We start from the raw sequence: 16,809 nt of genomic DNA, 5'->3' as shown, positions 1-16,809 counted from the left end.
GCCGCCGAGGTTGCCGACGGTGCCGGGGTCGGTTCGCGCGAGCCCGTCGGCCAGGCGGCCGTCGAGGGCACCGAAGTATCCGGCGACCCGGGCGGCGGTCGCCGCCGGCCGGTTCGGGTCGATCAGCGGCAGCAGGTTCTCGCGGGCGTACCGGACGGCCGTGTCGATCTCGCCGCCGATCCGCCCGTGCCAGGCCGGCCGGGCGCCCTCGGCCCCCATCGCGCGGGTCCACGCCTCGCGCACCTGCCCGTCGGCCAGCACCGCCCGCCGGTCGGCGTCCTGAAGATTGGCCTGCGCGGCGGTCCGCAACGCGTCGGCGCCGGCCCGGTCGCCGGCCGCGTCGGCGGCGAGCGCGGCGCGGTGGTCACGCAGCGCGTCGAGCAGCGGCGCGGCCAGGTGTGCCTGCCGGCCGGTGAGCGCGTTCAGCCGCGGATCGGCCGGGTCGGCGGCCAGCTCGGCGGCGAGCCGCTGCTGTTCCCGCGCGTGCACCTGGAGCAGCGCCTCGATGCGCCGTTCGAACTCGACCCGGGCGTGGTTGGCCTCGTTGTTGGCCCGGTTCAGCTCGTCGACGACCTGGGTGTGCCGGGCGATCGCCTGGCGGAAGATCGCGCCCAGGCGCGGCTGTTCCGCGGACGGCGTGTCGGGCCGCCCGATGCGGTCGAGGATCGCGGTCACCTGGTCGTCGATCCGTTGCCGCTGCGCGGCGAGGCCGGCCGTGCGCCGGTGCGCCTGCCGGTAGTCGACGAAGCTCTCCACCAGCCGGGCCGGGGTGGCGGCGCCGAGCGCACCGAGGTCGAACGGCTCGACCGCGCCCAGGCCCCGCGTCTGGCGCGGATCGGCCGACCACTGGCCGGCGGCGAGCCGGTCGAGCAGGGCCCGCGCGGGTGCCGGAAGCTGCCCGGGCAGGCCGGTGCGGACCGGGCCGTCCCAGTACCGCTCGGTCAGCATCAGCTCGAAGAAGGCCCGCTCGATCGCGGCGCGGGCCCGGGCGTCGGTGCGCGGCGTGGCGTGCACGGAACCGAGGACGGCCAGCGCGTCGCGGCGGCTCTGCTGCGTTCCGGTGGCCGGCGCGAGCGTCGACGCCCCGGGTTCGACGCCGAGCTGCCGGAGCCGCCCGCCGAGTTCGATCGCGGCGGCGGCCACCAGCGTGGGCACCCCCGTGTTGGCGGCGACGCGGGACAGCCGGTTGATGAGATCGGTGACGGGCTCGATCCGGACCGGACCGTCGTGCGGCACGATCCGGATGCGGTCGCCGTCGATCAGTTCGGCCGTGCGGACCGGGTACCGCTGCGACCGTCCACCGGCGGCGTCGAGCACGTCGCCGACGACGCCGGCGGCGACCTGCCGCCAGAGGTCGGGCAGCAGGTCGGGGGCCGCCGCGTCGGGCAGTTGCCAGGACAGCCGGACCGCCAGGGCCGGCCGCAGGCCGAGCTCCGGGTGCTGGACGAGGTTGCGGAACTCGCGGGCGGCCTCCCCGTTCCAGCCGGCCCGGGCGTGCGCGTGTGCCTGCAGCCACGGGGCGGTGAGCCCGGGGTCGCCCAGTTCCCGCCGCTGCGGGGTCGGCGGAAGGTCGGCGAGCAGCCCGCCGAGTTCGGTGAGGGCGCGCGCCCGGAGCCGGTCGCCGTGCAGGGCGGAGTCGGACAGCCGCCGCACGGCCGGACCGACGTCGATCGTCGTGATCGTGGTCGTCGCGGGATCCGGACCCGGGTCGACGACCCGGATGTAGCGGCCGTTGATCCACTCCAGGGGGTAGCCGAGGGCAGCCGCGTCGGCGAAGCCGGCGTCGATCGCCCGGGTGACGCGGTCGATCTCCGACTGCGGCAGCGCGGCGGTGCGCCAGTCGGCGCCCGGCTCGAGCAGCGGTTGGAGCGTGGCCTCGACCTCGGGTGGCAGGTCGAGCAGCGCCCAGCGGGCCGGCACGTGCCGGGCGTCCGGGTCGGGCCTGGGCATGCTGACGCCGACGTGCTGGGCGCCGGGCCTGGGCACGCTGACGCCGATCGCCTCGAGCAGGAGGCCGAGCTGGCGCTTGATCTCGGCGACGACCGCGGGCGGACCGTTGCGCGAGCTCTCCAGCAGGGTCGCGAGGTCGATGACCTCGGCCCGGTGCGCCTCGTCGTGCGGGCTGAGCCGGCGACCCGGTTCCGTCCCCCGTTCCAGGGCGTCGGGCCAGTCGTTCGGGTCGCCCGCGAACTTCGACCGGAGCCACCCGAACATGCCGCGCGGGGTGGCGACGGCGGCCGCCTCCCGCACCTCGTGCACGACGATGCGCCGGATCCACAGGTCGCGCTGGTGGTAGCCGGGCGCGAGCTCGTCGCCGACGGGGATGCCGTCGGGCACCCGCACGTCGATGATCGGCAGGCCGGCGGCGGTGGTCTCGGTGGTCAACACCCGCTGGCCGCGCAGTTCCACCGCGATCTGGTCCGGGCGGAACCGCAGTGCGTACCGCGCGCCGCGCGGCACGACCACGAGCGAGCCGTCGGCCTGCGGGACCGGCGGATCGACGAACAGGTGCCGCACCGCGATCAGCACCTGCCGGACGGCGTTCATGGTGCCCGTCGGGTCGGACGGGCCACGGCCACCGGGCGCGCCGGGCAGCTCGCGGGCGGTCGTCGACGTTCCGCCCGGTGCCGGGCCGGGGCCGCCGCCGTCGGGCGGCGGCCTCCCGTCGTCGCGGGCCGGTTCCGGCGCCGTGGCGCCGGGCGCCTGCGGCATGTGCGGGTAGAGCTCCTTGGCCAACCGCTCGAGCTGGAACGTGGTCACGCCGATGTTGTTGTCGAAGCCCTTCCGGTCCTGGGCGCCCGACGTGGTTCCCGGCGGGAGGTCGCGCGGATCGATCTGGTCGGTGATGTCCTCGCCGTTGTAGATCAGGACGACGTCGTCCGGGTTCTCGACCGCCTCCCGGAATGCCTCGACGGCGGCGGCCAGCTGCTTCGCGGCATCCTTGTGGCCCTCGCCCTTGCCGCTCTTGACCTGCTCCTGGTGCACGGTCCTGGCCGGCTCGCCATCGGTCTCGCGGGAGATCACGAGGAGGTCGATGTCGGTGACCGACTGGAAGACCCCCTTGCCCTCGATGTACCTGAAGCCGCCCCGCTGCCCCGGCTTGAGCGACGCGTTCGCCTCCTCGACGCTGGCGTACCCGGTCTTCTTCAAGATCTCGACGCCGTCCAGCACCTCGACACCGGGAACGTCGGCGAACTCCCGCTCCAGCCGGTCCTTGACCAGCTTGATCGAGATGCGCTCGATGAGCCGTTTGAGGAGCTGGCGGTCGATCGGCAGGCCGAACCCCTGCTGCCGCACCTTCTCGAAGGCCGGGTTGTTGGTGAACTGATCGATCAGCCACTCACGCAGTTCCGGATCGTTCATCAGGACGTCGGCGAGGTATGTGGCGGCCTCGCGGCGGGCGTAGTCCCACTTCACGAACTCGACGAGCGCCGCGACGTCGCCCGGCGGAACGCCGAACTTCCTGGCGACGTTCTGCAGGTTCGCGCCCTGGAAGTCGACGAACTGTTCGAGGAAGATCCGTTCCTGCTCGGTGAGGTGCGGCTTCGCCGCCTCGATCCAGCTCTCGAGGTCTTCGGCGGGTGCCTGCGCGGGTTCCGCCGGCGCCGCCGCCGGATCGGCCGGTGCCTGGGCCGGTTCCGCGGGCGCCTGCGCCGGTTCGGCCGGCGACTGCGCCGGTTCCGCCGGTGTCGACTCGGCCGGCTCCGGTTCGCTCTCGGCCGACGCGACGATGCGGCCGAGGAAGCGGACGCCGTCGGGGCCGGCCTGCACGGCGACCTGACCCTGCAGGCGGTTGTCGCCCGCCACGCCGCGCCCGGCGGTGGCCGCCTGCTCGATCGCGTTCGCGACCGACGTCGCGCGCTTGCCGAGGTTCGCCTCGATGCGCCCGCGCGCCGTGGCGTCGTCGAGCGCCGACACGTGGATCGGCGTCCCCGGGTACTGCCGCAGCAGCTCCTCGACCTCCACCGGTTCGGCGTTCGGGTCGACGCGGGCCGGCCGCCCGCCGCCGATCGCACCGACGACCCGCGGCGGCGTGCCGGCGGTGGGGTCGTACGCGACGGCGATGATCACCGGCTGCGGTTGACCGCCGATGGTGACGACCAGGAAGCCCACCCGCGGCTCGGTGGACTCGGACAGCTTCTGGAGGAACTCCGCGATCTTCCCGGCGACGGCGGCCGGCGACGTGGCGATCGGCTCGAACGTGCCGCCGCCGAAGCGCTCGCCGATCACCTCCGTGACGTCGCCCCGCCGGGCCGCCGTCGCCGCCCGGATGAGCGTGGTGCGTGCGGCGTCGGCCGGCGACCGGTTCGGCGTGACCCGGTCGGTCGCGCGGTCGAACTGCCAGCCGATCGCCGTCGCGTCGGTCTCGATCGCGTCGCCGAGGTCGCTGAACTCGGCCGCGGCGGCGGCCATCGCCCGCCGGAACGCCTCGATCGGCATCGGACCCGTCGGCGCCGGTGCCACCACCGGTGCCGCCGGGGCCACCGGCGTGCCGGGCTCGGGCTCGGCCGGATCCACCGGCTCGTCCTGGACGGGCGCGTCCGGGTCGGGTTCGAGCGGGTCGGGTTCGAGCGGGTCGGGTCGGAAAGGGTGGGGCTGGAAGGGCTCCGGCAGCTGGGCGACCGCCGCCTCGGCCTCCTGGACGCGCCGGTTGGCCGCTTCGACGTGCCGGCCGGCGGCCGTCCACGACTCCCGCGCGCGCACCCGCTCGGCCTCGGCCTCCCACCGCAGACGCTGCGCCTCACCCGGGCCGGGGGCGACGTCGTCGACCGGCGATCCGGGCGGGGACAGGGCGGCGACGCGCTCCAGCTGATCGGCGCGCGCGTCGAGCCAGGCCGCCTCGTTGGCCGCGCGCCAGGCCTCCACCCAGTGGAACCGCGCGTTCTCCAGGTCGCCCGACACGTTCGCCAGCGCGTCGAGCGCCCGGCCGGGAACCCCGTCGAGGGCGGCGACGCGGTCGGACTCGCGCTGGTAGGCCTCGACCCGCTCCATGAGCACGGGACCGAAGTCGGCCCGGCCCCCGGTGTGGCTGTCGACCAGTTCGTCGAGCTTCAGCCCCGGCAGGGGCGGCCCGAGCGGCACGACCGTGGTCAGCGCCGGTGGCAGCGGATCACCCGCGGGCGGCGCCGGTGACGCGGTGTACAGGTCGCCGGCGGCCGGCGGCAGCGACCCCGCGACCCGGTCGGATCCGGCCGCCGGGTCCGACCGCCGGATCGCCTCGAACCACTCCGCGGCGGCGGCCCTGACGTCGGCGGGGGTGCCCGGGTTCGCGTGCAGTTGGCCGAGCGCCACCAGGGCGCCGCGCCACATCCGTTCGGCCCGGTTGATCGGCTCGCCCTCGCCGGGGAGCCGGCCACGGTCACCGGCGACGGCGTTGGCCAGCGCGCCGGCCTCGGCCGCGGCGGCGGCGATCAGCCGCGGCAGCGGGACGCCGCGCGCCGCCATCGCGCCGATCTGCCGGACGGAGGTGGTGATGTCGACCGGCTTGGTTCCGCCGCCGTGCGGCTCGACCACCATGCGGTCGCCGTCGACGCCCCGCACCGACCGGACCGGCAGCAGCGGATCGGTACCGGCGGCGTTGCGCGCCTGTCCCGCGATCAGCCCGCGGGCCACCTGTTCGTACAGCGGCGTGAACAGGTCGGGCACGTCGGCCGGAAGTTGGTGGGCCAGCTCGATGGCCGCGTCGGCCGGCAGCTGCCGGACCTCCCGCGCGAACCCGGTCGCGAGGTCGGCGAGCGCCGGCCCCGGCGCGGTGCGATAGGCGTGGGCCAGGGCCTGCGCGGTGACCTCCGGTCCACCGGCGCCGATCGCCACGACCTGCTTCGCCAGTTCGACGATCGCGGCGACCTCCAGCGCCGGGCCGTACTCGCCGGTCCAGGCGAGCTCGCGGACCGCTCCGGGCAGGTCGACCTCGATGCCCGGCCGGTCGGCGTCGTCGCCCGGGAACCGGAACTCGATGCCGAGCGGCTCGAAATGCCGGGTGACGCCGCGCAGCGCCGCGCCCAGCCTGGTCTCCTCGGCCGGATGCACCCGGGTACGCCACGGCGCCGCGGGATCCAGCAGCGGGTCGACGACGGTCCGCTCGTCCTCGGTCAGGCCCAGCGCGTCGATCCCGCCGGGCCGTTCGGCGAGATCGAGGACGAGGTGCCCGAGCTGCCGTTCGTACTCGTGCCGCAGCGGCGAGTCCGGCTCGGCGGTGGACCGCCCGTCGATCAGGTACCGCATTTCGGCGAGGTCGGCGGCGTCGTGCGGGGCGAGCGGGGCCGGGCCCGGCCGCTCAGGGGCCGGCTGCCGGCCGGCGATCGCGTCCCGTAGCTGGTTGGCCCGTTCGCCGTGCGTCCGCAGCGCGTCGACCGCGCGGGCCTCGGTGGCCTCGTGGATGACGGTCCGGTCGAGCCAGATGTCGCGCTGGTACCGCCCGGCGTCGAACTCGGTGCCGTCCGGGATGGTGTCGGGCACGGTCACCTGGAAGACCTGCCGGCCCTCCGGCGTCCGCTCCGGCAGCGGGGTCTCGGACCGGTGCGCCCGCAGCCCGCGCCAGACCTTTCCGACGACGAACTCCAGCGCGAAGTCGGCCCCGCGCGGGACGGCGAGGATGGTCCCGTCGCGGCGCACGTCGACGGACTCGAAGAGGCCGGCGTTGCGCTCGACCGCCCGCGCGAGCGCCTTCGCCGTGGTCTCCCAGTTCGCCGGTACGCCGTGCGCCGCCGCGCCGCGCACCTCGAGGGCGGTCCAGTCGGCACTCACCGGCGCGGTGAGCTCGATCTCCACGGGCACCCGGACCGGCCGGCGGAACTCCGACACCTCCGCGGCGACCTGGGCGAGGTCGGGAATGTGCGCGGTCGCCAGCCGCCACTGCCCCTCGGCGACGGTGCTGCCCAGCGGCCGCAGCAGGCTGTCGATCGCGCGGCTGACCTCGACGGCCAGCACGCCGCGCCGCCCGGTGGGTGCCGCCCGGAACTGCGTGATGAGCCGGCCGAGCGCGTCGAGGGCGGCGACGTCGGACGGGTGCGGGCCGGTGCCGGGAACGCCGTCGGGCCCGAGGACCGGCTCGGTGGCCGCCGGCCGGGCGACCACGCCGGCGACGTCGTCCAGCGGGCTGACCGCCGCGGCCGCCTCCGCCCGCTGACGCTCCAGGGCCTGTTTGATCAGGTCGTCCAGCGCGTCGACGTCGACCGCCGCCCGCGCGTTGACGAGCAGCCGCCAGATCGGCGCCTCGGGGGTACCGGCCCGCTCGAACCCGGCGAACGCCGACCAGCCCCGCACGAGTTCGGCCGGGTCGAACTCGTTGATGGCCGGTGCGATCAGCACCTGGTGGTCGCGGCCGAACGTCACGACGGTGCCGAACAGGCCGTTGGTGACGGTCCACTCGCCCTCGGGGCCCTCGTCGATCGCCTTTCGCACGGCGGCGGCGATGTTCGCCCGGATGCTGTCCGGGGTGTTGGCGGCGCGCCGCTCGGCCAGCATCCCCGGGTCGTGCTGGGCCGTGTCGACGATGATCCGGTCGAGCCGCTCCAGGACCAACCCGCGGGCCAGGTCGCGGAGTTGCGGCTCGGTGAGGTCGGCGCGGTTCAGCAGCTCGGGGAGCATCCGCACGACGTTGATCGGCTGTTCGTTGACCGGCTGCTCGTCGGTGCCCGGTAGCCGCACGAGGATCCTCGCGCCGCCGTCGTGCCGGACGCCGAGGACCAGCGGGTGTTGCTTGGCCTCGAGCACGGCACCGAGGTCGTCGAGGGCACCCGCGACGGCCCGGTTCACCCGGTTCGTCTCGGCCATCGTCACCGGCCGGACCTCGGTGTCGGCGCCGTCCGGAACGGTCGTGCTGATGCCGAACGGGTAGTCGACCCCGCGACTGCCCAGCAGTTCGAGCAGGCGCCTGAGTTGCTGGTCCTTGGCCGGGTACGGGCTGCGGTCGTCGAGGTACACCAGGCGGCCGTTGTGCACGCCGATGTACCCGGCGCCCAGGACCGGCCCGCCCCGCGCCATCGAGAAGTGGTTCTCCAGCCGGCTGCCGACCTTGGCGATCGGGTGGTCGCCGTAGCTGACGTGGAGCGAACCGTCCGGCAGCGCCACGAACTTGCCGATGCCCAGGTGGTCGAGCTTGCGGGTGTCCAGGGGCTTTCCGTCGGGGCCGTAGAAGAGCACCCGGCCCGGGTTCTTCGGGTCGGGCCGGACGGTCACGCGGGTGCGGGCCAGGTCGCCGCTGGTGTAGAACTCGACGCCGTCGCGCAGGAACTCGGCCAGCTTCAACGGGTCGGTGGGTGCCAGCCCCGGCAGCAGGTCGGCCAGGATCTTCCGGTCGGCCGCGCCGAGCCGCTCGATCAGCGCGGGCACCGCCACCGGCTTCATCTGCTTCGTGGCCAGGTCACCGATCCAGAAGACGCCGAGCGCACCGAGGAGATCCTCGATGCTGCCGATGTCGGCGAGGGGAACCTGCCCCTTGGCGGCGGCGTAGTCCGTCGCGAGGTACCGCAGGTTGATCAGGATCATCTGCCGGTCGAGGTGCTCGCCCACCGTGCCGCGGTAGACCCCGGACCGCTGGAAGGCCACCGTGGTGCCGATGGCGGCGTTGAGTGCCCGGGCCAGCGCCTCGACCAGTTCCTTGGTGGGCAGGTCGGAGCTCTTCGGAACGGTGATCGTGCCGTTGTGGTCGCCGTGGCTGTACTCCGGCATCGTCACGATGATCGCGTTGTCGGCCCGCTCGTCGGTGCCCTGCTTGACCTGGAACCGGTAGGTGCCGACGCGGTCCCCGCTGCCGTACCGGACGACGATGACCTTCTCGCCGGGACGCTTGCCGTCTTCGAGCGCCGCGCTCTCGACGTCGGTGCCGCTGTGCCCGGAGAGCTTCGCCAGCGCGTCGGAGACGGCCTTCAGCAGCGCCTCTTCGGCCGCCTTGGCCTCCGCCTGCGCCGCTTTCCGCTCCTCGTCGGTGAGCTCGTGGTCGGGGTCGGCGGCCTTCTTCCGCGCCTCGCCGAGCCGGAGGACGGCCTCCATCACCACGGTGGGCCGGATCAGGGCGGCGTACGGCGACCGGTACGCCGTCGTGGCCATCGTGGTGTTGATGAACCAGGTGTGCGTCTTCTCCGACGCGGGCGTCGCCGTCACGCCCTCGGGTAGCGGCGCCGGCGGCTTCCCGGCGGCCTCGATCCGACGGTCGAGCCGCTGCCGGTCGAGGGTGCGGTTGACGATGAGGTCGAACGCACGCGCCATCGCGTCGGCCAGTTCCTCGTCGCTGAGCGCCGACCGGCCCGGCACGAAGACGATGGCCGCCGTTCCGCCCACCTCGCCCTCCGGGATCAACGCCCGGACCTGCCCGTTCTTCGCGCCCTGCTGGGTGACGCGGATCCGGTACATGCGGTCGTTGTCGAGGACGACCCGCACGCTCCACGTGCCGGGGGTGCTGCCGGCCTCGACGGTGACCGACTTGACGTCGCGCCCGCTGACCTTCTTGACCCCCGCCTTGACGGCGTCGACGACCCGCTTCTTCTCGGCGTCCTCTTGTTTCTGCTTGGCCTCGGCTTTCTCCTTGGCCTCGGCCGCGGCCTTCTCCGCCGCGGCCTTCTCCTCGTCGGTCTCGGGTTCCCGGTCGGTCGCCGGTTCCCGGTCGGTCGCGGGTGGCTCGTCGGTCGCCGGTTCCGGGTCGGCCGGCTTCTGCTCGGTGCCGTCCTCCGGTGGGGTCTCCTCGTTCTCCTGCTCGGCCTCGATCTCGATCGTGAATTCCTCGACCGACCCGCCGGGCCGGCCCTCGCTGATGACGCTGCCCTCCCAGTGCGCCGGTGGCGCGCCGCCGCCGTTCTCGCGGATGGCGGGCTCGCGCGGGTGGAGGAAGCCGTCCCAGCCGAGGACCATCCCGCCGTTGAGCAGGTTCCACAGTTCCGGATCGGTGACGAACCGCCAGCCGCCGCCGGGAAGCGGGATGGTGAAGAAGGTCTGGATCAGGTTGCGGAGCAACGGGTCGGTCTGCGCGTCGAAGAGGATCTTCTCGAGCCACTCCCGGGTGATGCGCAGCGGCACCTTCGGGTGGTTGCGGAAGTCCCGGCGGTCGAGCGGACCGGCGTAGGCGGTCGGACCGCCCTGCGGAACCGGCGCCATCATCGGCTGCAGTTCCCGGTGCAGCCGGTCGAGCGCCGACCAGATCTGGCCGGTGACCTGCCGGGTCATCGCGGTGGGATTGGCCGGCGCGTAGCCCGACACCGCGATCACCGCGGGCGCCTGCGGCGTCCAGGTACCGCCGGCGCGGCTCATCGGCGGCAGCACGAGCATCGACTGCCCGGCCGGCAGCGACGACTCGACCGACATCTGCACCGGGGCGGTGAGCCCGTCGGGGTACCGGACGGACATGGTGGTGGCGCCGCTCGCCCAGTTGACCGCCTTCGGCAGCCGCAGGCCGGTGCCGAGGCCGGCGTCGAACATCGCGTCGGTGACCGGCGTGTAGCCGCCGCCGTTGCGGGCCTCGTTCAGGTAGCCGGTGATCGCGCCGGTGACGGCGTCGGACCGGTCCTGCACCGGGTACGGCGGCACCTGCCCGGGCAGGTGGACGAACCGGCGCGGCATCTCGATCTCGTCGGCGCCCGGGTACTGGATCTCGGCCGGCACCGGGTTCGGCACGTAGGCCGGCTCCGGCTGCGTGATGATCTCGTCGGGTTCCGGCCGCGTGACGATCCAGTTGTGGATCTCGTTGAGCTGCGTGACGATGCTGCGCCGCACGAGGCTCGGCACCTGCGACGCCGGCTGCTCGCCGAGGCGGGCGCCCAGCCGCACCCGGACCGGCCCGCTCGGGTGACCGTACGGGGCCGCGCCGAAGATCAGCGCGGGGAAGATCAGTTGCGCCTCGGAGTCGTCGGCGAGGTCGGCCGGTTCGAGGACGACCTCGGCGGACGCGCCGTCGAGGAAGCGGACCAGGGTGGGCTGGTCGTCGCGGGGCACCACGTGGGACGCCCAGCTGCCCGTGCCCAGCGGCGACCGGACCGCGCCGCCGTTGGTGCCGGCCTGCTGCAGGAACGAGTCGATCGCCTGACCCACCGCGACCACCGGCGGCGGAACGTCGGGCCGGAACGGCGTTCCGGGCGCTCCCGGACCGCCCGGTGTGCCCGGAACCCCCGGTACCGGGCCGGGGATCCCCGGAACGACTCCGGGTTCTCCGGGCACCGGACCCGGCGCGTCCGGATCGGCGCCGGGAACCCGGCCCGGGCCACCCGGCTGCGGGAACGTGACCTCGGGCGGCGGCGGGAACGTCACCTCGCCCCGTTCGGGGTCGGTGACCGTCGGCGGATCCGGGAACCCGACCGTCGCGGGCTCGGGGAAGGTCACGCCGGGCGGTTCGGGGAACGTCACCCGGGGCGGGTCGGGGAACCCGACGACGCCCGGTGCCAGTTCGGTGCCGCTGCCCGCCCCGGGCGGGATCACGATGCTGTCGCGGATGCCGCCGATCCACTGGTCCAGGCGTTCGAGCTGGTCGTTGATCAGCTCGGGCACCCGGGCCGGGTCGGTCGATCCGTTGACGGCGATGTCGACCAGCCACCGCTGGTCGGCGGTGCCCGGCACCGCAACGAGGCTGACCCGGGCCGTGATGGGGATCGACGGCGGCAGGTCGGCGACCCGCACCGCCATCGGTAGCCGCGGGCCGCTGTCGAACGTGACCGTGCCGGAGCGCGGGCCGTCGGGCCGGTAGGACTCGACCGGCGCACGCGGGTCGCGGCCCATCTCCTCGAAGACGGCCTCGATCTGCCGGAAGAGGGGACCGGTCGACGACTCGCCCGGGCCCGTGCCGGGCAGTTCGCGTTCCGGTGCGTCGAGCAGCCCCGTGCGGCCGCGGGGCGGCGTCGCCTCGCGGGCCGGTGCGACCTCCGCCGCCGGCTCGCGGTAGCCGGGCGTGAGCTCCTGGTAGATCCGGTCGTAGGCGAGCCCGACCCGGCCGACGACCTCCTGCTTCACCCGCGCCGGATCGAGGCTGCTGACCCGGGTGTCGACGGAGACCTCGATCGGCCGCGGGGTCCGGCCGGTGAGGGCGTCGGTGAGCGACCGGTCCCCCACCTCGACCCGCACCCCGCCCGGCGGGCCGTCGGTCAGTTCGGCCTTGATGGAGACCTGCATCGGCTTCGTGCTGCCGGCGAACTCGACCTCGAACGTGTTCGCGTCGGTGCGCGTCACGTTGGTGACCGACGGCACGCGGCCGGCCCGGCTCGCCGCCGCCTCGTTGGCGATGCCCTGAACGAAGTCGCCGTCGGCGAACCGCACCTGCGACGGCTCGATGATCCGCGACGTGATGGCGAACTCGCGCGGACCGACCCGCGCGGCGTCGAACGTCGCCGGGTTGAACTCACCGAACATCCGGATCGAGCCGTCGGGCGTGCGCAGCACGAGCACGTTGTCGGGGTGGTGCTCGAGCACCTGCACGTTGCCCTGCGGACGGGCGTTCTCGCCCATCATCTCGATCGGCCGGCCCGGTGACGCGTCGAGGACGTTGCCACCGGCACGCATCACCGGTTCCCGCACCGCCAACGCGGTACCGCCGCCGCCACGCTCGGGCTCCAGCGCCGCCGAGGGCCCGCCGCTCGACCGCGCCGCGGCACCGCCGCCGCCCTCGGGCCCGGACCGCGTGGCCGTGCCGCCACCCTCGGTTCCGCCCGTGCGCGGTCCCGCGGTGCCGCCGCTCTCGGAAACGCTCGCGCGCGGTCCCTCGGTGCCGGTCCGCGGTGCGGCGCCGCCCTCGGGTCCCGGCCGTGGAGCCGGACCGTCGGGGCCGGACCGCGGCGGGCCGCCACCGCCGCCGGTGTCCGGCTTCGGTGGACCGTCGGGCCGCTCCGGTGGCACCTCACCCGGCGGACGCTCGCCGCCGGGGCCGTCGCGCCAGAACTTCTCCAGCCGGTACGGCAGTTCGGAGATCGGCTCCCGGATGCCGGGCCCCGCCTCGTTGTAGACGACGCGCACCGCGCCCTTGGGGATCAGCGTCTTGCCGTCGGGGCCGAGGTACGTCTCGGGCACCTCGATGTTCGCCTCGGTGTGGACGAAGTCCTTGCCCTTGACGTGCGGGCGGCCCAGGTCTTCGGCCCGGAACTGGACCTCGACCTTGTGCACCGGGTGGCCGTCCTTGAACGTCAGCACCAGGCCGCCGTCGCCGGTCCGGGTGACCTCCTTCAACGGCCACGAGTCAAGGGGCGACAGGGGATCGTGCCAACTGTGCTCGAACTCGAGCAGCTCGGCGTTCTCGCGCGCCGCCTGTTCGGCCAGCGGGTCGTTGCTGCGCTGCTTCGACTCGGCGGTCTCGATGGGCCGCTCGACCTGCAGCGTGTCACCCTCGACCGTCGGTCGACCGTCGCCGCCGGAGTAGCCGTTCCGCAGCGCCTCCACCTCGGGCGTGCCGCCGGTCTCCTCCGCCGGGTCACGGAACCCGCCGGGCTCGTCCCGTTGCCGCGTAACGGTTTCGCCCGACTCCGGGCGGGGTTCCCGGGCGGCGCCGGCGGGCGCGTTGTCGTTCGGACCGGGTCCGTTCGGGTTGGGGTCGCGGGCGACGGCCCCGGTCGGCGGCCCGTCCTCGCCCGGGTTCTCCCGTCCGCCGGGCGGCCGTTCGCCCTCGCCCGGGCGGCCCTCCTCGCGCAGCGCGGGTGGTTCGCTCCTCGACCCGGTGGGTCCGTCGGATCCCCGGCGCCCCGCGCCGGCCTCCGCCGCCGGTTCGCCGGCCGCCATCTGGTCGCGGATGTTGCCGACCGTCTCGGCGAACGAGTGCGGGCCCTTGCTGACCGAGTTGTCGATGCGTTCGAGCACCCGGGCCGCCTCGGGCCGGCTGATCGGCGTGCGGGTCCCCTCGGAGTTGGCGCGCGAGAACAGATCGCGGGCCGCATCCCGCGCGGCCGGGTCGACGGTCTCCCGCCCGTTGAGGATCGACTCGATCCGGTTGAGCTGCGTCTCGTACCGTTGCAGCGGCGGATCGGACCCGATCCTCCGCGGCAGGTTGAGGTCGCTCACCAGGGCTTCGGCGTCCTTCGCCTTCTCCAGCAACGGTTCCACGTAACGGCTGGCGGCCTCGTTGAGCGCCTGGACCCGGCCCTGGATCTCCCTGGTGTCCATCGGCCGGTGCACGCCGTCGCTGCCGCGCTCGGTGAAGTACTCGACGAACGTGTTGGTGACGTCCTGACCGAACGCCCGCGGGTTGTTGAGCACGTGCCGCACGGTGCGCTGGTCGAGCGGGTAGTCGCCGTTGACCCGTTGCACGACGTCGGCAACGCGAGCCGCCTCGGGGCCGCTGACGCCGGCCATGTCGGCGGCCGGGTTCCGGCCGCTGCCCGCGAAGTCGGGAATCTCGTTCTGGGCCGCGCGCAACTGCTCGGCGATGTCCATGTCGCGCGAGCCGGCTCCGCCCGGGTTGTTCTCGCTGCCGGGCGGCCCTTCCCGCTCCAACGGTTCGAGCGGCTCGACCGGCTTGTCGTTGTCACGCGATCCGGTCTGGCTGGACTCGCGCTCACCCGTCGACCGGCCCTCCGGCGACTGCGGACGCCCGGAGCCGTCACCCGCCCCGTCGCCACGCGCGCCGGCAGCCGGCCCGTCATTGCGAGCGCCGGCAGCCGGCCCGTCATTACGCGCGCCCGGGGCCGGTCCCTCGTTGCGTGCGCCGGAAACCGGTCCCTCGTTGCGCGCGCCCGGGGCCGGTCCCTCGGAACGGCCTCCGGTGCCCTCGCCTGCGCCGGCCCGCGCCTGCGGAAGCTCACTGGCCGGCCGCTGGCCCGGAAGGTCACTCGCCGGACGCTGGCCCGGAAGGTCGCTGGCCGGCCGCTGGCCCGGAACGTCGCCGGTGCCGCCGCGCTGACCCGGAATGTCGGTGCCGCCGCGCCCGGGGCCGTCGACGGTGCCGGTGCCGGTGCCGGTGCCGGCGCCGGCGCGCGGCCCGGCGAGCTGGCTCGCCTCCCGGCTGGTGGGAAAGCCCTGCTCCCGCGGAACGTTCAGATCCGGATCGCGGAGCAGGGTGCCGCCCATGTCCTTGGCGACGTTGATGATGTGGTGGTTGCCCCGGACCGTCTCGACCCGCTCGCCGGCGGCACGGATCGGAGATTCGGTGACGTAGTTGGCGGTGCGGTTGCCCGACTGGAAGTAGCCGCCCGCGTCGCTGAACTCGCCCGAGCCCCGGAAGCCGTCGTAGCGCACCGCCAGCGCGCCGTCGTTCGGCCCGCCCACCCGCTCGATGATGCGCACCTCGCCGGGCAACCGGATGCCCTCGGGCACCCCGCGCTCGGACCCGAACATCGACTTGAGCGCCTGGAAACCCTCGGCCCGCACACCGTTGAACGTGTTGCCGTACGCACCGAACGCCGCACCGATCGCGGCGCCGTGCAGCGCGCCGTCGCCGACCGACGCCCAGGTGAGATTGCCGTGCGCCAGGCCGTCGACGACCGCCAGCGTGGTGCCGGCGACGGTACCGGTGACCGTGTGCATGACGATGCCGCGGCCGCCCATCATGCCGAGGAACGCCGCGGTGTGCGCGCCGCTGGTGCCGACCTGCATCCAGTCGATCGGCCGCGACGGGCCCGGACCGCCCTGCGCGAAGGTCTGCGCCAGCAGGTTGGTGCCGCTGCCGAGCACGAAACCGGCCGCCGCCCGCACCGGGATGCCCCGCGCCCACTCGCCGGCCATCCGCTTGACCACCTGGCCGGCGGTGGCCTGCATGGCCTCGTTCGCCGCGCCGGCGACGATCCGACCGGTGACGTCGCGGGTCCCCGCGACCACCGCCCGCCCGCCGAGCTGGGTGGCGCCCTCGCCGAACAGCCGCGCCGCCAGCTGGGGCGACCGCAGCACCCGCCCGGCCAGCCGTTGCGCGAGCCGGTCGGTGACCGCCCTGTTGACCTGCCGCTGCAGCGCCCGCTCGCCGAGCTGGTACCCGTAGTTCGACCAGCGGGTGGTGCCCCGGGCGACGGTGCGGCCCAGGATCGTGCGTCCCATCCCGCCGGCGCGGAACGGCGCCGACACCCGCGCGATGGCCCGGAACGGTGCGCGGCCCAGCGTCCGCAGGAGGCCCGCACGGGCCGGACCGAGCCCGCGGACCGTTCCGTTGAGCGTCACCCGGCGCAGCACCGGCAGGAACGTCGCCCCCCGCCCGCCCAGCGCACGGACCATTCCCGAGCCGCCGATGCGTCTGCCGACGGTGCCGGCAACCGGTCGGCGCAGCGTCATCGCGGTGATGCGCGGCAGCGCGGCCGCTCCCCGCGCTCCCAGCTGCGTGGCCTTCCGGCCGAGGACCTTCGGGAGGATGGCCTTGATCGCGGTGATGATGCCGCGCTTGGTGGCCTCCTGCGCGCCCCGGGTGAACGCGAAGTCGGCGAACGCCTTCGCCAACCCGGCACCGAAGAAGATGATCGCGATGATGTCGATCACCAGCATGATGGCCAGCAGCACGAGATTTATGACGTACATGTACGTCCCGATCTCCAGCTGCAGGCCGTAGGAGGCCACGTCGATCTGCATGAAGACGGCGGCCTGCGCAATCTCCGCGACGGCCTGGCTGATGTCGTACCAGTACTTCGCGAAGGCGGTGGCCGTGCCGTCGCCGCTCCACTGGCCGGAGATGGTCTGCCCGTGTGGACCGGCGTCTTCGAGGTAGTCGGAGAACAGTTCGGCGAAGTTGCCCCAGTCCTGGGCGAACCGGTAGACGTCTTCGTAGTTGTCCTCGGGGAGCTTCCCGACGATGAGTTCCCAGAACCAGTTCGCCGCGTCGGCGATCCACTCGCCCAGGCTGGCGAAGAACTCGCCGATGTCGGCGAGCGCCTGGGTGCCGTCGTTGGTGTATCCGAACCCGCCGCCGTAACCGATGCCGCCGACCAT

The 16,809-nt window shown here is 74.3% G+C and carries 1 protein-coding gene (cut by a window edge); it reads right to left on the bottom strand.

What is annotated here, in order from left to right; genetic code table 11:
- A protein-coding gene (locus tag Vau01_RS50535; protein ID WP_204008376.1) for a C2 family cysteine protease crosses the window boundary here: on the bottom strand, positions 1-16,809 show its 5' portion. The gene continues 29,271 nt to the left of window position 1, outside the view; only the first 16,809 of its 46,080 coding nucleotides appear in the window; the start codon lies at positions 16,807-16,809; its stop codon lies off the left edge, out of view.

Origin of the sequence: Virgisporangium aurantiacum, assembly GCF_016863635.1 — a bacterium.
Classification (GTDB): Bacteria; Actinomycetota; Actinomycetes; order Mycobacteriales; family Micromonosporaceae; genus Virgisporangium; species Virgisporangium aurantiacum.
The sequence above is the reverse complement of the archived record's forward strand: the minus strand, read 5'-3'. Positions and strand labels throughout refer to the sequence as shown.